This is a genomic window from Fodinicola feengrottensis (assembly GCF_039530045.1).
Classification (GTDB): Bacteria; Actinomycetota; Actinomycetes; order Mycobacteriales; family HKI-0501; genus Fodinicola; species Fodinicola feengrottensis.
Genome location: NZ_BAAANY010000005.1, coordinates 12,348 through 30,277, shown reverse-complemented (window position 1 = coordinate 30,277; position 17,930 = coordinate 12,348). Strand labels below are relative to the sequence as shown.

The 17,930-nt window shown below is 65.1% G+C and carries 20 protein-coding genes; 14 read left to right on the top strand and 6 right to left on the bottom strand.

Annotation, left to right across the window (positions count from 1 at the left end; translation table 11 throughout):
- Complete coding sequence (locus tag ABD301_RS06350) at positions 1 to 828, bottom strand: oxygenase MpaB family protein (RefSeq protein WP_163572459.1); 828 nt, start codon at positions 826 to 828, stop codon at positions 1 to 3.
- Between the two features lie 76 nt (positions 829 to 904).
- Here ABD301_RS06350 and ABD301_RS06345 point away from each other — a divergent pair, with 76 nt between their 5' ends.
- The 4 genes from ABD301_RS06345 to ABD301_RS06330 are packed head-to-tail and all read left to right on the top strand — an operon-like array spanning position 905 to position 2,974.
- On the top strand, positions 905 to 1,522 hold the full coding sequence (locus ABD301_RS06345; protein ID WP_344308022.1) for a TetR/AcrR family transcriptional regulator: 618 nt from the start codon (positions 905 to 907) through the stop codon (positions 1,520 to 1,522).
- Between the two features lie 4 nt (positions 1,523 to 1,526).
- Entirely contained in the window at positions 1,527 to 1,958 is a 432-nt protein-coding gene (gene aroQ, locus ABD301_RS06340) for a type II 3-dehydroquinate dehydratase (RefSeq protein WP_163572460.1), read from the top strand.
- Positions 1,955 to 2,464 carry a GNAT family N-acetyltransferase gene (locus ABD301_RS06335; RefSeq protein WP_163572461.1) on the top strand — a complete coding sequence of 170 codons (510 nt, stop codon included), beginning with the start codon at positions 1,955 to 1,957 and terminating at the stop codon, positions 2,462 to 2,464. Before aroQ ends, ABD301_RS06335 begins: the two co-directional genes overlap by 4 nt.
- Positions 2,465 to 2,974 (top strand): GNAT family N-acetyltransferase, encoded by a 510-nt coding sequence (locus ABD301_RS06330; protein WP_163572462.1) that lies wholly within the window; start codon positions 2,465 to 2,467, stop codon positions 2,972 to 2,974. It abuts the gene before it with no gap.
- Between the two features lie 95 nt (positions 2,975 to 3,069).
- On the opposite strand, the gene ABD301_RS06325 is transcribed toward ABD301_RS06330, so the two are convergent.
- Complete coding sequence (locus ABD301_RS06325) at positions 3,070 to 3,615, bottom strand: CGNR zinc finger domain-containing protein (RefSeq protein ID WP_344308018.1); 546 nt, start codon at positions 3,613 to 3,615, stop codon at positions 3,070 to 3,072.
- Positions 3,616 to 3,696: 81 nt separating this feature from the next.
- Between ABD301_RS06325 and ABD301_RS06320 the strand changes: the two genes are divergently transcribed.
- The 3 genes from ABD301_RS06320 to nusB all read left to right on the top strand — a co-directional run bounded on the left by ABD301_RS06320 (position 3,697) and on the right by nusB (position 5,678).
- Complete coding sequence (locus tag ABD301_RS06320; protein WP_344308016.1) at positions 3,697 to 4,524, top strand: pyridoxamine 5'-phosphate oxidase family protein; 828 nt, start codon at positions 3,697 to 3,699, stop codon at positions 4,522 to 4,524.
- Positions 4,525 to 4,666: 142 nt separating this feature from the next.
- Complete coding sequence (efp, locus tag ABD301_RS06315; protein WP_163572464.1) at positions 4,667 to 5,230, top strand: elongation factor P; 564 nt, start codon at positions 4,667 to 4,669, stop codon at positions 5,228 to 5,230.
- 40 nt (positions 5,231 to 5,270) lie between these two features.
- Positions 5,271 to 5,678: a transcription antitermination factor NusB gene (nusB, locus tag ABD301_RS06310; RefSeq protein WP_163572473.1), complete on the top strand. Its 408-nt coding sequence runs from the start codon at positions 5,271 to 5,273 to the stop codon at positions 5,676 to 5,678.
- A gap of 79 nt (positions 5,679 to 5,757) precedes the next feature.
- Here the strand turns inward: nusB and bldD are convergent, their stop codons facing one another.
- The gene (gene bldD, locus ABD301_RS06305; RefSeq protein ID WP_163572465.1) at positions 5,758 to 6,240 is read right to left on the bottom strand and encodes a transcriptional regulator BldD; all 483 of its coding nucleotides are present in this window, start codon (positions 6,238 to 6,240) and stop codon (positions 5,758 to 5,760) included.
- Positions 6,241 to 6,656: 416 nt separating this feature from the next.
- On the opposite strand from bldD, the gene pyrR reads away from it, so the two are divergent.
- The 6 genes from pyrR to ABD301_RS06275 are packed head-to-tail and all read left to right on the top strand — an operon-like array spanning position 6,657 to position 14,843.
- A complete protein-coding gene (gene pyrR / locus ABD301_RS06300; RefSeq protein WP_163572466.1) occupies positions 6,657 to 7,220 on the top strand; it encodes a bifunctional pyr operon transcriptional regulator/uracil phosphoribosyltransferase PyrR in 564 nt (187 codons plus the stop codon).
- A complete protein-coding gene (locus ABD301_RS06295; RefSeq protein ID WP_163572467.1) occupies positions 7,217 to 8,131 on the top strand; it encodes an aspartate carbamoyltransferase catalytic subunit in 915 nt (304 codons plus the stop codon). Before pyrR ends, ABD301_RS06295 begins: the two co-directional genes overlap by 4 nt.
- The gene (locus ABD301_RS06290) at positions 8,128 to 9,402 is read left to right on the top strand and encodes a dihydroorotase (RefSeq protein WP_344308012.1); all 1,275 of its coding nucleotides are present in this window, start codon (positions 8,128 to 8,130) and stop codon (positions 9,400 to 9,402) included. The genes ABD301_RS06295 and ABD301_RS06290 overlap by 4 nt, the downstream gene beginning before the upstream one ends.
- The gene (carA, locus tag ABD301_RS06285) at positions 9,399 to 10,508 is read left to right on the top strand and encodes a glutamine-hydrolyzing carbamoyl-phosphate synthase small subunit (protein WP_163572468.1); all 1,110 of its coding nucleotides are present in this window, start codon (positions 9,399 to 9,401) and stop codon (positions 10,506 to 10,508) included. The genes ABD301_RS06290 and carA overlap by 4 nt, the downstream gene beginning before the upstream one ends.
- Positions 10,501 to 13,830, top strand: coding sequence for a carbamoyl-phosphate synthase large subunit (gene carB / locus ABD301_RS06280; protein ID WP_163572469.1), 3,330 nt, complete (start codon positions 10,501 to 10,503; stop codon positions 13,828 to 13,830). Before carA ends, carB begins: the two co-directional genes overlap by 8 nt.
- The gene (locus ABD301_RS06275) at positions 13,827 to 14,843 is read left to right on the top strand and encodes a quinone-dependent dihydroorotate dehydrogenase (protein ID WP_344308008.1); all 1,017 of its coding nucleotides are present in this window, start codon (positions 13,827 to 13,829) and stop codon (positions 14,841 to 14,843) included. The genes carB and ABD301_RS06275 overlap by 4 nt, the downstream gene beginning before the upstream one ends.
- A 252-nt stretch (positions 14,844 to 15,095) precedes the next feature.
- Here ABD301_RS06275 and ABD301_RS06270 read toward each other — a convergent pair whose 3' ends face one another.
- The 3 genes from ABD301_RS06270 to ABD301_RS06260 form a co-directional block, all read right to left on the bottom strand.
- Positions 15,096 to 15,530, bottom strand: a complete 435-nt coding sequence (locus ABD301_RS06270) for a hypothetical protein (protein ID WP_344308007.1) — start codon at positions 15,528 to 15,530, stop codon at positions 15,096 to 15,098.
- Between the two features lie 603 nt (positions 15,531 to 16,133).
- Positions 16,134 to 16,331 (bottom strand): DUF397 domain-containing protein, encoded by a 198-nt coding sequence (locus ABD301_RS06265; RefSeq protein WP_344308005.1) that lies wholly within the window; start codon positions 16,329 to 16,331, stop codon positions 16,134 to 16,136.
- Complete coding sequence (locus ABD301_RS06260; RefSeq protein ID WP_344308003.1) at positions 16,321 to 17,181, bottom strand: helix-turn-helix domain-containing protein; 861 nt, start codon at positions 17,179 to 17,181, stop codon at positions 16,321 to 16,323. Before ABD301_RS06260 ends, ABD301_RS06265 begins: the two co-directional genes overlap by 11 nt.
- 340 nt (positions 17,182 to 17,521) lie before the next feature.
- Between ABD301_RS06260 and ABD301_RS06255 the strand changes: the two genes are divergently transcribed.
- Entirely contained in the window at positions 17,522 to 17,839 is a 318-nt protein-coding gene (locus ABD301_RS06255) for a hypothetical protein (RefSeq protein ID WP_344308001.1), read from the top strand.
- The last annotated feature ends 91 nt before the right edge of the window (positions 17,840 to 17,930 follow it).

Sequence of the window (17,930 nt, the reverse complement as noted above, 5' to 3'; positions counted from 1 at the left end):
TCAGACCAGCGGCTGGCCGGTCCGGATGCGCCGTCGTACGTCCCACATGTACGTGTTGAAAGGAAACTTGCGGATCGGCGTCGGCAGACTGCGGGCAATGGCCGCGATGGCGCGCACCGCCCTGTCGAACCGGCGCTGATCGCGCGTACTCCACGACATCCGCATTTCGGTGCGGAACTGCGGAGGCAGGAAGCCGATGGTGAAGAATTTGTTCACTGGCCCCAAAGGTGCGCTGATCATTCGTGGCAGGAACCGCAGCATCACCACGTCGTACAGATAGCCCCGGACCCTGTCGTCGATCGAGATCCGCTCCATCCCGGCTTTCCAGTAGTCCTCGAAGGCCGCGCGGTCGGCCGGCCAGCGCTGCGGCGGGACCTGCAGCGTGGTGCCCAGTGTCGCCGCCTCCTGGTAGAGGTGCTCCCACTCCTCATCGGTGAGCGGCCGCTTGCCGAAGAAGTGGTACGCGTCCTCGAAGCCACGCCACAGGCAGGCGGCGACCCACAGTTGCAGGTCGGGATCGAAGGCGTTGTACGCGACGGGGCTGTTCGCGTCCGAGCGGACCTTCGCGTGCGACCGGTTGACGGCCCGGGTGAAGGCCTTCTTTTCTGCTGGGGTTCCGAGCAGTGCGACCGAAAGATACGTGTTCGTGGTCCTGGACCGCTTGATCGGGTGGCGGAAGAGCTGACCGCTCTCGACCTTGCTCTCGGACACGCCGTGGCCGACCGGAGGCAGTGCCAGCTGCATGATCACGTTCGCGCCGCCGCCGATCAGGCCGGCGCCGATCAGCAGGTCGTCGAGCCGGACCCTGGGCTTGATGGCCGTGGTCATCGGTGGGCCTCCCAATCTGCGCACACACGTACTCAGATATGCAACGCTGGCCAAGACGATCTGTCAAGATGTCCTTATGAGCACGCTGCGTACCTACGGGGGAGTCAAAGGCGACCACCGCCGGGACGAGCGCCGCGGCCTGCTGATCGAGGCCGGGTTGGACCTGCTCGGCGACCCGGAGGAACCGACGCTCAGCGTGCGGGGCGTCTGCCAGCGGTCCGGGCTTGTCAGCCGTTACTTCTACGAGAGCTTCGCCGATCGGGACGCGTTGGCCGAGGCCGTCTATGACCACGTCGTCAAGGAGCTGGCAGACACCACGCTGCGAGCGGTCAACGCCGCGCCGGCCACGGCGGAGGCGAAGGTACGGGCCGGAATCGAGAACATCGTGCGTACCGTCGCGGACGACCCGCGACGCGGCCGGCTCTTGTTCGGCACTCCGCTGGCCAGCCGGCCACTGGCCCAGCGCCGGCTGCGGTCCGCCCGGCTGTTCGCGTCGCTGCTCACCGCGCAGGCGCGGGAGTTCTACGGCCTGGCCTCGGATGAACAGGTCGAGGTGGCCGCCCAGTTCCTGGTCGGAGGCCTGGCGCAGACCCTGACCGCGTGGTTGGCCGGCGATCTGCCGCTCGATCAGGCCCAGGTGATCGACTCGTGCGCCGACATCTTTCTGGCTCTCGCCGCCCGCCGGATAACCTGACCGGATGACTGTCCTCGTTCTCAGCGGCGCGAACCTCGGCAGACTCGGCAGCCGGGAGCCGGACAAGTACGGCTCGACCACGTACGCCGACCTCGTGTCGCTGCTAGAGACCACCGCCAAAGAGCTCGGTCTGACTGTCGACGTACGGCAGACCGACGCCGAGTCGGAGCTGATCGGCTGGCTGCATGAGGCCGCCGACGCCGGCCATCCGGTGGTGCTCAACCCGGCTGGCTGGAGCCACACCAGCGTGGTCCTCCGGGACGCCTGCGCGCAGCTGACCGCGCCGCTGGTCGAGGTGCACATCAGCAACATCCACCAGCGCGAGGAGTTCCGGCACCACAGCTACATCTCCGGTGTCGCCACCGGCGTGATCGCGGGCCTGGGCGTGCGGGGTTACGTGCTGGCCCTGCACTGGCTGGCGTTGGACCGTCCATGACCGTCGCCACCCTAGAGACCGAACGCCTGCTGATGCGCGCGCTCCGCATCGACGACGCCGAACCGCTGTTCCCGATGTACGAGTCGCCGGAGTTCGGTCGCTATCTCTCGATGGTGCCGACGACAGTGGAGGCGATGCGGGAGACCGTTCAGGCTCGGCTCGCCGAGCCGAAGCCGCCGGGGATGGGCAACTGGGTCTGGCTGGACCGGGCCACCGGCGGGTACGTCGGCCGCGGCGGGATCTGGCCGAGCATCGTGATCGATCGGCAGCCGATCGAGATGGGGTGGTTCCTCGCGGTGGACCGGTGGGGAAGGGGCCTGGCCACCGAGGCCGTACGGGCGCAGCTCGACCACACCTTCCACGACCTGGAGGTGCCGGCGGTGTGGGCAACCATCCACATCGACAACGGGCCTTCGCTGCGGCTCGCCGAGCGGATGGGTTTCGTACTCAAGGGCGGGACCACGCTGGCCAGCGGCCCGCACCACACCTTGGTTCTGGAGCGCTGAGTGCTCGTTCCCACGCTCGCGACCGAGCGGCTGGTGCTGCGCCAGTTCCGCGAGTCCGACGCCGCCGGACTGTGCCGGCTGGCCCTGCATCCGGAGATCACCCGCTTCCTGGCGAACCGCTCAGTGGACCTGCGCGCGCACGCGGCCGCCGTACGCACGATGCTCACTGACGAGGTCTATCCGGACGGGCTCGGCAGCTGGGTCGTCACCGAGCCGGATGGACTGATTGTCGGCCGCGGACACCTGCGTCCGAGCAGCCAGCTGCCCGGACTGCCGGCTGAGATCGGTTGGTTCCTGAGCCCCGATCGGTGGGGCCGCGGCCTCGCCCGAGAGGCCACCGAGGCGCTGATCCGGCACGGCTTTGACACCGTCCGCCTACCGGCGATCTGGGCGCTCGTACACGAGGACAACATCCCGTCGCTGGGCCTGGCCAAACGCCTCGGTTTCCAGGACTCCGGCAGCGGCGAGCATTACGGCGCCACCCACCGTCGCCTCGTTCTTCTTCGCTAGTTGCTTTATTCGGTGATCCAGACGGTGATCTGAGTGCGCCGGAGGATCGCCAGGCTTGTGCCGCGACCGCGGCGATCATGGGCCAGTTCCCGGTTTTAGTGGTGGCGGTCGTAGTGGCGGGCGACGCGGGCGCGGTTGCCGCAGGAGGCGGAGCACCATTCGCGGCGGGGGTGCTGGCGTACGAAGAAGAGGACGCAGCCGGGAGCGAGGCAGGCCCGCAATCGCGAACGATGGTCGCCGGAGAAGAGTGACACTGCCTGCTCGGCGATCTTGGAGATCGCTTGCTCTGTCGTCGTACGAGCGCAAATCCGGACCACCGAGCCGTCGGTGTTCAGCGAGGACCAGCTCGGTGCGAGCGCGCAGGCGCGATTGACGACGGCCAGGGCGTCGACATTGGACGTACGCGGGCGCGGATCGTCGGTCGCGTCCGCGGCCAACTGCCGCAGAGCGTCGCGGAGTTCGCGCAGCTGGAGAGCGAGGTCGGCAGGGGCCTGGGTAACGTCGTGACCGGTCGCCTGGAGCCATCCAGTGGTCTCCGCGGGCGTGCTCAGGGCGTCATAGCCACCGTTGCGGTCGGCCCAGATCGTGTTCATCAGCTCGACCGGCAACGGCTCACCCAGCAGTGGCGCGTTCGTACCCATGCCGGCAGGCTAACACTCTCTAATGGCTAGGCAGGCTGCTAGCCGTTTGACACCGTGCGGCAACGCTTCTAACGTCAAGACATGCGGGCAGACATTAGGTCGGGGTTTCACGAGGGTGAGCTGGCGGTTCAGCGGCGAGCGGGCGTCCAGGCGCAGGCGGCGAGGTTGTCGCGGATGGTGGCACCCGCTTCGCTGGCCGGCGGCGCGGCCCGGTTCCTGGCGGAGCGTACGTTCGCGGCCCTCACCGCTCGGGACAGCAGGGGCACCCTCTGGACCTCGCCGGTGATCGGTCCGAAGGGCTTCCTCGACGGGACCGACACGACGCTGCGAGTCCACGCGCTCCCGGCTGGCCCGCTGCAGGTGCTCCCGGCCGGCCAGCCCGCCGGCATGATCGCGATCGACTTCGCGACCCGGTGTCGTCTTCGGGTCAACGGCGACCTGACCGCGGTCGGACCCGACGGTTTCGAGATCGATGTCGAGCAGGCGTACGGAAACTGCCCGCAGTACATCCACCACCACGATCTCGAATCGCTGGCCGCGACCGAGCGGGAGCTGGAGCGCGGCGACCGGCTCAGCCCGGACGACATCGCCCTGATCCAGCAATCGGACACGTTTTTCCTTGGTACCACTCATCAGGAGCGCGGCGTCGACACCTCGCACCGCGGCGGCGAACCCGGATTCGTACGAGTCGAGGAATCGCACGTGTGGTGGCCGGACTACCCGGGCAACAACCTGTTCAACAGCCTGGGAAATCTCGCCGTCGACGACACCGCGTCACTGCTTTTCCTCGATTTCGGGACAGGTCTGACGCTGCATCTGTCCGGCACCGCCGCGATCGACTGGGCCACTGGCCGTACGGTCCACTTCACCCCCAGCGCCATCGCCAGGTGGCACCCTCCGCGACCTTGACGTTGTCGCTGAGGCAGGCCACCGCGGCCATCGAAAGGTCAAGGTCGCGAAGGGGGGCAGGGGAGGAGGTGAGGGGTCCAGATATACTTGACCTTTGCCAAGAGTAGATGTTTGTCAACTTGATCAGGAGACGTAAGCGCGCATGGCTTCCACGAATGACCTGAAGAACGGCTTGGTGCTCAACCTGGATGGCCAGCTCTGGTCCGTGGTGGAGTTCCAGCACGTCAAGCCCGGAAAGGGCGGCGCTTTCGTCCGGACCAAGTTGAAGAACGTGCTGTCCGGCAAGGTCGTCGACAAGACCTTCAATGCCGGCACCAAGGTCGAGACGGCCAGCGTCGACAAGCGTGGGATGACCTATTCGTACGCCGAGGGCGACGACTTCGTGTTCCTTGACTCGGAGACGTTTGACCTGGTGACAGTGCCTGGCTCCACGGTTGGCGACGCGAAGAACTACCTGCTGGACAACGCCGAGGTCACCGTCGCGCTGCACGAGGGCACGCCGCTCTACCTGGAACTGCCGGTGAGCATCGAGATCGTGATCAGCCAGACCGACCCGGGCCTGCAGGGCGACCGCTCGACCGGCGGCACCAAGCCGGCGACGCTGGAGACCGGCGCGGAGATCCAGGTGCCGCTGTTCGTCTCGTCCGGCGAGAAGATCAAGGTCGACACCCGGGACGGCCGTTATCTCGGCCGCGTCTCGAGCTGAAGTGCCGGAAAAAGACAGTTGGAGCAGCGGCACGGCCAACATGACGGCCCGCCGCAAGGCCCGGAAACGGGCGCTGGACGTTTTGTACGAAGCCGATCTGCGCGAGCTGAACGCGGTCACCCTGCTGGCCGATCGGCTGGCGCAGGCCGATCCACCGGTGCCGGAATACGCGGTGGACCTGGTGGAGGGCGTGGACGAGCACCGGGCCCGGATCGACGAGCTGCTGGAGACGTACGCCGAGGGCTGGACGCTGGACCGGATGCCGCCGGTCGACCGCAATCTGCTCCGGGTGGCGATTTACGAGCTGCTCTGGTGCGACGACGTGCCGGACGCGGTGGCGATCGACGAGGCCGTCGAGCTGGCTCGGACGCTTTCGACCGACGACTCGCCGCGTTTCGTCAACGGCGTGCTGGGCAAGATCCAGCTGGTCAAGAGCGAATTAGCCTGAGCCCCCGCTCAGTGGGCCGTTGGGCCGCCGTACGCCGCTGAGGCTGCTACGGCGGCCACCCCTGGCCGGTGGGTTGTTCCTACTGGGGCTGGCGGGCGTCGCCGCCGATGAGCACACCCCACTCGCTGAGCCGGTCGGTCAGACCGGACGGCGAGGTGTCGTAGATGATCGCGAGCGCGCGCAGGTCGTCGGCGCGGATGGACAGCACCCGGCCGTTGTAGTCGCCGCGCTGCTGCTGGATGCTGCGCGCGTACCGCAGCAGGGCCCCAGCCTCGTCGGTCGGCAGGTGCAGGAGGCGCTCCAGGTCCAGGACGACCCGGCCGCTCTCCTCATGCCGGCTCGGCGTGGGGTCGGGCAGCAGCTCGGACATCGGCACGCGGTAGAAGTCCGCGAGCTCGGACAGCCGAGCCACCGTGACGGCGCGGTCGCCGCGCTCGTACGAGCCGACCACCACCGCCTTCCAGCGACCGGATGACTTCTCTTCGACGCCCTGCAGCGAGAGTCCCTGCTGCTGGCGGATGGCGCGCAGCCGGGCGCCAAGGGCACGTGCGTAGTCAGACATTAATGCTCCGTACGGGTGTGGCCAGGTTGTCGGTTACCATCCGTAATGATACTACGGAGAGTGACGACTTTGGGGTCTTCGCCGAGATCCGCCCACATTTTTTCGGATGGTCCATCTGGTCTTCAGGGGGCCTAGCCGGATCTGTGTGTAACGGTTCTCGTGTTTGATCTATCGCACGGTGACCACCCATACGTTACGCGTCAGGGACAGATTACCACCAGTTACTTAGTTGTGACATTCCGCAGCGGGTTCCGGACTCACCGTTTTGGTTGCCGACGGTGGCCGCTGATGCCCGGTGTGACCGTCGGCACGAGCCGGCGCGGCGGCTGATGACCAGCGTATCGGCGCTGGTAGCGTGCCCGTTAGACCCGCAATCCTTTAACGAGCCGTCCAGTGAGGCGGAGAAGGAGGGGCAGATGGTTTCTGCCAAAAACGATCTCGCGGAGAAGACGATCCTGGACGCCGAGGCGATGGCCCGGACCTTGGACCGGATCGCTCACCAGATCCTGGAGAAGACCGAAGGCGGCGCCGAGACGGTGCTGTTGGGCATCCCGACCCGCGGTGCGCCGCTGGCCCGCCGGCTGGCCGACCGGGTGAGTACGTTCGCCGGCGTCCAGGTCCCGGTCGGCACGCTCGACATCACGCTCTACCGCGACGACCTCCGGCTGCGGGGCGTAAGGGCGCTGGAGCACACCGACGTACCAGCCACCGGCGTCGACGACCAGCGGGTGATCCTGGTCGACGACGTGCTGTTCTCCGGCCGGACCGTAAGGGCCGCGCTGGACGCCCTGAAAGACCTTGGCCGGCCGTCCGCCGTGCAGCTGGCCGTGCTGGTCGACCGCGGCCACCGCCAGCTCCCGATCCGCGCCGACTACGTCGGCAAGAACATCCCGACCTCGCTGGTCGAGAGCGTGCATGTCCGACTGTCCGAAGTGGATGGTGCGGACGCCGTGGTGCTCACTCCGGGAGGCGAACGATGATCGAGCATCTGCTGTCCTCGTCCGATCTGGACCTGGAGACCGCGACGCTGGTGCTGGACACCGCCGCGGAAATGGCCGCGGTTTCCGGGCGTGAGGTCAAAAAACTGCCGACCCTGCGCGGTCGTACGGTCGTCAACCTGTTCTACGAGGACTCGACCCGCACCAGGATTTCCTTTGAGGCGGCCGCCAAACGGCTGTCCGCGGACGTGATCAACTTCGCCGCCAAGGGGTCCAGCGTCTCGAAAGGCGAAAGCCTCAAGGACACCGCGCTGACGCTGCAGGCAATGGGTGCCGACGCGGTCGTCATCCGGCATCCGGCTTCTGGCGCTCCGCATCGGTTGGCGGGCTGGATCGACGGAAGTGTCGTCAATGCCGGCGACGGTACGCACGAGCATCCCACTCAGGCTTTGCTGGACGCGTACACCATGCGCTCTCGGCTCGGTCGCCTCGAAGGCCTGCGGGTCGCGCTCGTCGGCGATGTGCTGCATTCCCGGGTGGCCCGGTCGAATGTGTGGCTGCTGCGCACCCTCGGCGCCGAGGTCACGCTGGTCGCGCCACCGACACTGCTGCCGGTGGGAGTGGACAGCTGGCCGGTCCAGGTCTCGTACGACCTGGACAGCGTGCTGCCCAAACTTGACGTGGTGATGATGCTGCGGGTCCAGCGAGAGCGGATGAACGCGTCGTTTTTCCCGTCTGTACGCGAATATTCGCGTCGGTACGGGCTGGATGCGGCACGGATGGGCGCATTGCCCGAGCACGCGATCGTGATGCACCCCGGCCCGATGATCCGCGGCATGGAGATCAGCCCGGAGGTCGCCGACTCGACCCGCTCCACGATTGTCGAGCAGGTGGCCAACGGCGTGAGCGTACGAATGGCGGTTCTCTATCTGATGTTGGGCGGGATGGCGTGAACAACTGGATCATTTCCGGCGCTTCGGTGCTGGGTGGCGAGCCGGCCGACATTTTCGTACGAGACGGGGTCATCGCCGACTCCGCGCCGGACAGTGCGCAACGGCTGGACGCGACCGGCCTGATCGCCCTGCCGGGTTTGGTTGACCTGCATACACATCTGCGTGAGCCGGGCCGGGAAGACGCCGAGACGGTCGAAACCGGCAGCCGAGCGGCGGCTTTGGGTGGCTACACAGCGGTTTGTGCGATGGCGAACACCGATCCGGTCGCGGACACCGCTGGCGTGGTCGAGCAGGTGTGGCGGCTCGGCAAGGACGCTGGTTTGGTCGACGTACAGCCGATTGGCGCGGTGACGGTTGGTCTGGCTGGCGAAAGACTTGCTGAGCTGGGCGCGATGGCCACTTCCGCTGCGCGGGTGCGCGTCTTTTCCGACGACGGCCACTGTGTCCACGATCCGGTGCTGATGCGCCGCGCTTTGGAGTATGTGAAGGCTTTCGACGGTGTCATCGCGCAGCACGCCGAGGAACCGCGGCTAACCGTCGGTGCGCAGATGAACGAAGGCGACACCTCCGCTCGACTGGGCCTGGCCGGCTGGCCGGCGGTTGCTGAGGAAGCGATCATTGCTCGCGATGTTCTGCTTGCCGGGCACGTGAATTCTCGCCTGCACATCTGCCATGTCTCGACCGCCGGCAGTGTGGAGTTGATCCGCTGGGCGAAGTCGAAGGGCTGGCGGGTCACCGCCGAGGTCACTCCGCATCATCTGCTGCTGACCGATGACCTGGTCGAAGGCTATGACCCGGTTTTCAAGGTGAATCCGCCGCTGCGAACCGAGGCGGACGTTCTCGCGCTGCGCGAAGGGCTGCGAGACGGGACGATCGACATCGTGGCCACCGATCACGCTCCGCACACCGTGGAGGACAAGGAATGCGAGTGGGCGTACGCGCGCCCCGGCATGGTCGGTCTGGAGACCGCACTGTCCATTGTGGTCGAAGCGATGGCTGGCACGGATCGGTTGTGGGAACGCATTGCTGACTGGATGTCCGCGACTCCGGCCCGCATCGCCGGCCTGAGCGGTCACGGCGCGGGCTTGGCGGTGGGGGAGCCGGCGAACCTGACGCTGGTCGATCCGGCCGTACGGTGGACGCCCGGGCCGGCCGAGTTGGCCAGCCGGTCGCACAACACGCCGTATGCCGGCCGCGAACTGCCCAGCCGGCCGGTGGCGACGTTCCTGCGCGGAGTGCCGACGGTTCTGGACGGGAAGGCGCAAAAATGAGTTCGGCGATGTTGGTGCTGGAGGACGGTCGGGTTTTTCGCGGCGAATCGTACGGCGCCACCGGGGAAACGTTCGGCGAAGCGGTTTTCGCCACCGGCATGACCGGCTATCAGGAAACGCTCACCGACCCGTCGTATTGCGGCCAGGTCGTCTGCATGACCGCCCCACATATCGGTAACACCGGGGTGAACGACGAGGACGACGAGTCCGACCGTATCTGGGTTTCCGGTTATGTCGTACGCGATCCGGCGCGCGTTCCGTCCAACTGGCGTTCGCAGCGTACGTTGGACGGCGAGTTGGCGAAACAGGGCATCGTCGGGATTTCCGGCGTGGACACCCGAGCGCTGACCCGGCATCTGCGTGAGCGCGGCGCGATGCGCTGCGGAATATCCACAGTGGACGATGCCGACGCGTTGCTGGAAAAGGTGTTGGCGAGCCCCTCGATGGTGGGCCGGGATCTGGTCGCCGACGTGAGCACCAGCCGGCCGTATGTGGTGCCCGCGCAGGGCGAACCGCGGTTCACAGTGGCCGCGATCGACCTCGGCATCAAACGCAACACCCCCCGCAACTTCGCCCGCCGTGGCATCACCACCCACGTCCTGCCGGCGTACGTCAATGTGCAGGAGTTGGTGACTTTGGCGCCGGACGGGGTTTTCCTGTCCAACGGCCCGGGCGACCCGGCGACAACCGACGCGATTGTCGAGCTGACCCAGGGCATCCTGCAGGCCGGCATTCCGCTGTTCGGGATCTGCTTCGGAAACCAGGTGCTCGGCCGGGCGCTCGGATTTGGCACGTACAAACTGCCGTTTGGCCACCGCGGCATCAACCAGCCGGTGCTGGACCGGGCGACCGGCAAGGTCGAGGTCACCGCACACAACCACGGGTTCGCGGTGGACGCACCGCTGGACCGGTCGACCGAGACTCCGTACGGGCGGGTCGAAGTCAGTCATGTGGGCCTCAACGACAATGTGGTGGAAGGCCTGGTCTGCCGAGACGTGCCGGCATTCAGCGTGCAATATCACCCCGAGGCGGCGGCCGGTCCGCACGACGCGGGTTATTTGTTCGACCGCTTTGTTGAGCTGATGGAAAGGCAACCTGGTGCCTAAGCGCGAAGATCTGAGGCACATCCTGGTGATCGGCTCCGGGCCGATCGTGATTGGGCAGGCCTGCGAATTCGACTATTCCGGCACCCAGGCGTGCCGGGTGCTCCGGGCCGAGGGTCTGCGCGTCAGCCTGGTGAACTCCAACCCGGCGACGATCATGACCGACCCGGAATTCGCCGACGCCACGTACATTGAGCCACTCACCCCGGAATTCGTGGAGAAGGTCATCGCGGCCGAGCGGCCGGACGCCATTCTGGCCACGCTCGGTGGGCAGACCGCGCTGAACGTCGCGGTTTCCCTGCACGAGCGCGGAGTTCTGGACAAGTACGGTGTGGAGCTGATTGGCGCTGATATCGACGCCATTCAGCGTGGCGAGGATCGGCAGCGATTCAAGGACATTGTCCGCTCGGTTGGCGCCGAGGTGCCGGACTCGGCTGTCTGCCACACGCTGGACGAGGTTCTTTCCACTGTGGACCGACTTGGCTACCCAGTCGTCCTGCGACCCAGTTTCACCATGGGCGGCCTTGGATCGGGCATAGCGCACGACGAGGAGCAGTTGCGCCGGATGGCCGGTGCCGGTCTCGCGGCCAGCCCCGTCCACGAGGTCCTCATCGAGGAAAGCGTGCTCGGCTGGAAAGAGTATGAGCTGGAGTTGATGCGCGACCGCAAGGACAACGTGGTCGTGGTCTGTTCCATCGAAAACGTCGACGCGATGGGCGTACACACCGGCGACTCGGTCACCGTCGCGCCCGCTCTGACGTTGACCGACCGTGAATTCCAGCGGCTGCGCGATGTTGGCATCGACGTGTTGCGCGAGGTTGGCGTGGACACTGGCGGTTGCAACATCCAGTTCGCGGTCAATCCGGTGGACGGCCGGCTGGTTGTCATCGAGATGAATCCGCGAGTTTCCCGCTCCTCGGCGCTGGCGTCGAAAGCGACCGGCTTTCCGATCGCCAAGATCGCCGCGAAACTCGCGATCGGTTACACGCTCGACGAGATCCGCAACGACATCACCGGCGTCACGCCGGCGAGTTTTGAGCCCACGCTGGACTATGTCGTGGTCAAGATCCCGCGGTTCGCGTTCGAGAAGTTCCCGGCCGCGGACACCGAGCTCACCACGACGATGAAGAGCGTCGGCGAGGCGATGTCAATGGGCCGCAGTTTTCCTGAGGCTCTCGGCAAAGCGATGCGCTCGATGGAGACACCGGCGGCCGGTTTCTGGACCGGCCCCGAGCCACTGTCCGATATGGACGATCTGCTGCAGTCCCTTCGTACGCCACACGACGGCCGTCTTTACACGGCGGAGGCCGCCCTGCGTGCTGGTGCCACGGTGGCCCAGGTCAGCGAACACTCCGGCTATGACCCGTGGTTCGTCGACCAGATCGCTTTCATCGGTGAAGTGGGCGCCGAAGTGCGGGACGCGCCGACGTTGACACCGGATCTGTTGCGCAAAGCCAAACGTACCGGCCTATCCGATCGCCAGCTGGCCGTGTTGCGACCGGAAATGGCCGGCGAGGACGGCATTCGTACGCTCCGGCATCGGCTCGGCGTGCGACCGGTCTACAAGACCGTCGACACCTGTGCCGCTGAGTTCGCGGCTTCCACGCCCTATCACTATTCGGCGTACGAGTCGGATCCCGCGGCCGAGTCCGAGGTCGCTCCCAGCGACAAGCCGAAAGTCCTGATCCTGGGTTCCGGTCCGAACCGGATCGGGCAGGGCATCGAGTTCGACTATTCGTGCGTACACGCGGCTCTGACCTTGCGTGATGTCGGCTACGAGACCGTGATGGTCAACTGCAACCCGGAAACCGTCTCGACTGACTACGACACGTCCGACCGGCTGTATTTCGAGCCGCTGACTTTCGAAGACGTGCTGGAGGTCTTCCACGTCGAAGACACCACCGGAAAGGCCGCCGGCGGTCTCGGAGTTGTCGGTGTGATCGTGCAGCTGGGCGGCCAGACTCCGCTCGGCCTCGCGCGCCGGCTGGCCGACGCGGGCGTACCCATCGTCGGCACCGACCCGGCGGCCATCCACCGGGCCGAAGAACGCGGAGCTTTTGGTGCACTGCTTGCCAAGGCGAACCTGCCGGCGCCCAAGCACGGCATGGCGACCAGCTATCTCGAGGCGCAGGCGATCGCGCACGACATCGGCTATCCGGTGCTCGTACGACCTTCCTATGTGCTCGGTGGGCGCGGGATGGAGATCGTCTACGACGACGAGACGCTGGAGGGCTACATCCAGCGGGCGACCCAGATCAATCCGGAACACCCGGTGCTGGTGGACCGTTTCCTCGACGATTCCATCGAAATCGACGTGGACGCGCTTTGCGATGGCGACGAGGTTTATCTCGGCGGCGTGATGGAACACATCGAGGAGGCCGGCATCCACTCCGGCGACTCCGCGTGTGTGTTGCCGCCGATCACCCTTGGTCGGACCACGATGAATGACGTACGCAAGGCGACCGAGGCGATCGCGCACGGCATTGGCGTCAAAGGTCTGCTGAATGTTCAGTATGCGCTCAAGGACGACATTTTGTACGTCCTGGAAGCAAATCCGCGGGCCTCGCGTACGGTCCCGTTCGTCTCGAAAGCGACGGCCATCCCGTTGGCGAAGGCCGCCGCCCGGATCATGCTCGGCGCCACGATTGCCGAGCTGCGCGCGGAGGGGCTGTTGGCGGCGACCGGCGATGGCGGTCAGACGCCGGAAAACGCGCCGATCGCGGTCAAGGAAGCGGTGCTGCCGTTCAAGCGTTTCCGTACGGCCGAAGGCAAAGGCATCGACAGCCTGCTGGGACCGGAGATGAAGTCGACCGGTGAGGTGATGGGCATCGACCTCGCTTTTGGCACCGCGTTCGCGAAATCCCAGTCCGCCGCGTACGGATCGCTGCCCACGTCCGGCCGGGTTTTCGTCTCGGTCGCGAACCGGGACAAGCGGGCGATCGTGTTCCCGATCAAGCGGCTCGCCGACCTCGGATTCACTGTCCTCGCGACCGCCGGGACGGCGGAAACGTTACGACGGCACGGTATCGAGGTCACCTTGGTGGCCAAACACTTCGAGGCCACCGCGGCCGGCCAGCGTACGTCCCTGGATTTGATCAGGGACGGTGAAATCGACCTGGTGCTGAACACGCCGTACGGGAATTCCGGGCCGCGCGTCGACGGTTACGAGATTCGCAGTGCCGCGGTTGCCCGGGATATTCCGTGCATTACGACGGTCCAAGGCGTCACGGCGGCGGTGCTGGGCATCGAGGCGCTGATTCGTGGCGACATCGACGTACGTCCGCTGCAGCAGCTGCACGCGTCGCTCAAGCAGGCGGCTGAGTGAGCCTTTACGAAAAGACGCTGCGACCGGCGCTGTTCCGGCTCGGCGGAGATCCGGAGACCGTACACGTCCGCACGTTGGGCGCGCTCGCGAAACTTTCTCGTACGCCGGTCGCCCTCGCGCCGGTCAAGGCGCGGTTCTTTCGCGGTGACCCGGTGGTGGTGGCTGGCATCCGGTTCGCCAACCGGGTCGGCCTCGCGGCCGGGATGGACAAGGACGGCGTCGCGCTGGACGGGTGGCCGGCGCTTGGTTTCGGTTTCGCGGAAATCGGCACGGTGACCGCGAAACCGCAGCCGGGCAACGACAAGCCGCGACTCTTCCGGCTGCCGGCCAGTGGCGCGATCATCAACCGGATGGGTTTCAACAATGCCGGCGCGCAGGCTTTGGCGGACCGACTGGAAAAACGCCGGCGCTCGGTGGTTCCGCTGGGCATCAGCATTGGGAAATCCAAAGTCACCCCGTTGGCCGACGCGACGCAGGACTATCTGACCTCGTTGCGGCTGCTGCAGCGTTATGCCGATTACGTGGCCATCAACGTCAGCTCGCCGAACACGCCGGGCCTTCGTTCACTGGCGGGAAAGGCGGAGCTGAACGAGCTGGTTTCCGCACTGGTGGAGGAATCCACCACCCCACTGTTCGTCAAAGTGGCGCCGGACCTGACGAATGTGGCCATCGGTGAGCTCATCGGGGTCTGCCTGGCGCACCGGGTGGCCGGCATCATCGCGACCAACACCACCATCGATCGAGCCGCCCTCGCCGCCGTGGACGTGGCTCGCGGGCAGGAGGGCGGCGGGCTGTCCGGGCGGCCGCTGACCGCCCGGGCCCGCGAAGTCGTGCGTTTCGTGCACACCGAAACCGCTGGCGCGCTGCCGGTGATCGGCGTCGGCGGTATCATGACCGTTGACGACGCCTCTCGAATGCTGGACGCTGGCGCCTCACTTTTGCAGCTCTACACCGGTTTCATCTATGGCGGCCCACCACTCGTACGCGCGATCGCCCTCGCCACCCGCGGCTAGCCGGGCATACTGACCCTGGCGGCTTCAGGTCGTTACGAAAGTCTACGTTAGGGTGCGGCGCGTGGGCGTGTACTCGTTACAGGTGCTTAGGTTGCAGCCCGTTCACCTACATAAACAGTATGATATGTGATCGTCCGGGCGAGGGGACGATAGGCGCCGTTGGCGTCTCAAGGGACGCGCTCGTGACGACTGCCAGGCTTGCAACCGCCGGAGCCTGCCAACGTATTCGAATCTATTCCGGTTGGATTTCGATCACGGCGCGTCAAGTATCGAGCGCACAAGGGCGAATACCTCTCCCGGAACATGAGAGAAACGCGCCTCGTATACAGTTTCAAGAGCAGCCGTTTCGGGATTCTCGGACAGAGCGTAGTAGGCGGCCTTATATGCAAAGGTGATAGCGCGCTCCCTCTCGCTCGCCGTATCGTCGCCGGCTTGCCATGCCTCTCGGGCCGCTTTTTCCGCATTGAAAGCGGCATCTTTGAGATGCTGCCGTTCTGGTGTGTCACCGTATCGCCGGTTACGGAGTTGCTGAATGGCGATGTTGTCGTCATGGGGAGAGAACGGCGCGCGGGCGTACAGAAAGTTAACTGTTTGCTCTGCAATTGATCGTTGCGTATCGGGCGTGGCGGCACTAATTGTGGCCGCTAGTTCGGCGTCAACGCTGGTGAGGCGAAGTCTAAGGGCCATGACGTGGGTGGTTCCTTTTGGTCGGTTGATGTTGTGGAGGATAGTACGTTGCCGGTCTTCGGCGTCTTCTCGGATCGTACCCAGGCTGGGTCCTGGCCAGCGGGGTTGCTGGCCTAATTTCGCGCTCTTTCATCATGTGCTCACAGACCTCACAAACTGGCCGGCTAGCACCGATCATTTCGACCGTGTGCCCGTTCTTCTCCGCCCATAGCATAATCCGTTGCTCGGCATCTAGTTCCGGCTCTGGCGTCCGTGGTGGATCGTTGACGGCGACAACCTTTTCACCTGGCATGATTGCGTCGAATACTTCGGGGTGGACTTCGCCGACCCAATTGGCCGCTACTACCGGCGTTCGTCTGCCGTTGATGAGCACTACGGCTGACGCCATCGTTACGTCATTCTTCCATTCTTTTGGTACTAGCTTCCACAGTTGTGTGGCCCGATATGAGCACCAAAAACGTGGGTTTGTCTCCCAGGGTCTGAGCCCTCCGGCCGCTGTCATTCTTCCGCGGTTGGTACCTTAGTCATGGATTTACCAGCCTCCCCAGCGTGTAAGGTGAAAGCAGTCCCCGCCGCCACAGGGAGTGCGGTGGGGCTGCTGCCTTAAGGTCGCTGGCTATACTGGGCCTTAAGGAACTCCCGCCATGCCGACGCACTGAATGCCAACATTGGTCCTTTGTCTTGCTGTTTTGTGTCGCGCACGAGCACCTGAGAGGCCGCCGTAGAGGCCACTTCGACGCACTCTCCACCGTTGTTCCCGCTGCGGGTGCTCTTGCGCCAATTATTGGCGTCATACAACACTTTCGTACTCCCTTGCAGCTGAGGCTATTAAGTCGTGGGATCTGTAGCGATCGAGAGCGACCTTGTCGATACTCTCGAATTGCTGTTTGTATCGTTCTACCTCGCCTGGCTTCTCGTGGTAGATCGCTCCGTTGGCGCCATCTTGGTAGACCGTCTGCGGCTCCATGTTTTGCGGGAACGACAGAATTACGAAGCTGCCGAGCATGGCCGCGTGCTCACCAGCCGAGAACTGGAGTACCCGGATCTGCACGTTTGGAAGCTCGGACATGCTCACTAGGTTGCCTAACTGCTCTGCCATCACGGCAGGACCGCCGACAGGGCGTCTGAGGATTGCCTCATTCAAGATCAAGTCCAGTGACATCCCCTTGTCAGTGAGTCTGCTTTGACGACCCAGACGCACCTCTACGAGTTGATCAACGTCAGTCGACCCCCCGTTTGGTGCTGTCAGCAGGACGGCACGTGCGTAGTCCTTTGTCTGGAGAAGGCCGGGCACTAGCTCTACTGCGTACTGCTGGATCTTCTCTGCTGCGCCTTCTAGACCGATGTATAGCTCGAACCATCGGGGGACCTGGGAGTAGGCGTGATACCAGGCCACTTGCCTGGTCTCCGGAGCCAAGGACATCAGCGCATCACGCATCTTCTTGGGTACCCCGTACAGCTCGCACATGTTCTTCACGTCCAGTGTGCGCATGCCGATGGTGCCCTTTTCGATCCGCCACAGCTTCGGCCGTGACCACTCGAGAGCGGCAGCTGCCGCTTCCACAGTCAGACCAGCTACCTCTCTGGCCTTGCGCAGCTCTCGGCCTAGCTGTCGGCGCGGCACTGTCGAACTCTGATCGTCCGTTGTCATCCCCTTGCTCTCCTCCCGCTAGGTGTTGCGTAGCGGGCGCTGATCGGCGCCCTCCATGTAACACTCCCCAAGAAAGTACCGTCAAACGGGTGCCCGCCACAGATTGTACGTGGGGAAACATTGCCTATCGTGCGGCCGTCGTGCGAGGTTTCTGGTCCTAACCACAAGTACTGGTCGCAGATCGGTTCGCTGGAGGCGGGGAAGTGACACTAAATCTCAGGTACGGCACGGGCGGGTGCACGCTCCGGCTGATCGGTGTCAGCCGGTGCCGTACGGCACGGTCTGTCGTCCTGCTGGTCGGCTGTCGACGCGGCCCGACAGTTACGCGGGGTGGTGCGGCATGCGACGGGTAACGGTTCACGTGACCGGCGAGATTTCTCATCGTCAAGTGGAAAGTGGATTCCGTGCCGCGCTGAAGGCAGACAGTGAGGCGGACCTGAGTCCCGTCCAGGTCGCGTATCTGTATGGCCAGTACTGCGATGATCTCGGGGCCGCCGCGAACCGGGAAGGTATTGAATGGTTGCCCGCGACCGGCGACGCGTATTTCAGTCCACCGCTGACCGAACAGCTCGTGACGGAAATTCTGCTGACAACGCTGGAAAACATCCAGGTCGACACCCGGCTCCGTCGTCGGGCGTCGCGGTCGTCAGTGGCCTGACCAAGCATAGGTACGACGCGCCACCGGGCGCCCCTCGACGGCGCTGGATTGACCAGCTTCATAACTTTCCGAACGAACTACACGGCACCCG

What these genes read in the sequence shown, in the direction of transcription:
- efp (WP_163572464.1), top strand. Translation starts at nt 4,667, where the DNA reads ATGGCTTCCACGAATGACCTGAAGAACGGCTTGGTGCTCAACCTGGAT.
- ABD301_RS06270 (WP_344308007.1), bottom strand. Translation starts at nt 15,530, where the DNA reads ATGGCCCTTAGACTTCGCCTCACCAGCGTTGACGCCGAACTAGCGGCC.
- nusB (WP_163572473.1), top strand. Translation starts at nt 5,271, where the DNA reads ATGACGGCCCGCCGCAAGGCCCGGAAACGGGCGCTGGACGTTTTGTAC.
- aroQ (WP_163572460.1), top strand. Translation starts at nt 1,527, where the DNA reads ATGACTGTCCTCGTTCTCAGCGGCGCGAACCTCGGCAGACTCGGCAGC.
- ABD301_RS06260 (WP_344308003.1), bottom strand. Translation starts at nt 17,181, where the DNA reads ATGACAACGGACGATCAGAGTTCGACAGTGCCGCGCCGACAGCTAGGC.
- ABD301_RS06255 (WP_344308001.1), top strand. Translation starts at nt 17,522, where the DNA reads ATGCGACGGGTAACGGTTCACGTGACCGGCGAGATTTCTCATCGTCAA.
- ABD301_RS06350 (WP_163572459.1), bottom strand. Translation starts at nt 828, where the DNA reads ATGACCACGGCCATCAAGCCCAGGGTCCGGCTCGACGACCTGCTGATC.
- pyrR (WP_163572466.1), top strand. Translation starts at nt 6,657, where the DNA reads ATGGTTTCTGCCAAAAACGATCTCGCGGAGAAGACGATCCTGGACGCC.
- carA (WP_163572468.1), top strand. Translation starts at nt 9,399, where the DNA reads ATGAGTTCGGCGATGTTGGTGCTGGAGGACGGTCGGGTTTTTCGCGGC.
- bldD (WP_163572465.1), bottom strand. Translation starts at nt 6,240, where the DNA reads ATGTCTGACTACGCACGTGCCCTTGGCGCCCGGCTGCGCGCCATCCGC.
- ABD301_RS06320 (WP_344308016.1), top strand. Translation starts at nt 3,697, where the DNA reads ATGCGGGCAGACATTAGGTCGGGGTTTCACGAGGGTGAGCTGGCGGTT.
- ABD301_RS06335 (WP_163572461.1), top strand. Translation starts at nt 1,955, where the DNA reads ATGACCGTCGCCACCCTAGAGACCGAACGCCTGCTGATGCGCGCGCTC.
- ABD301_RS06325 (WP_344308018.1), bottom strand. Translation starts at nt 3,615, where the DNA reads ATGGGTACGAACGCGCCACTGCTGGGTGAGCCGTTGCCGGTCGAGCTG.
- ABD301_RS06345 (WP_344308022.1), top strand. Translation starts at nt 905, where the DNA reads ATGAGCACGCTGCGTACCTACGGGGGAGTCAAAGGCGACCACCGCCGG.
- ABD301_RS06295 (WP_163572467.1), top strand. Translation starts at nt 7,217, where the DNA reads ATGATCGAGCATCTGCTGTCCTCGTCCGATCTGGACCTGGAGACCGCG.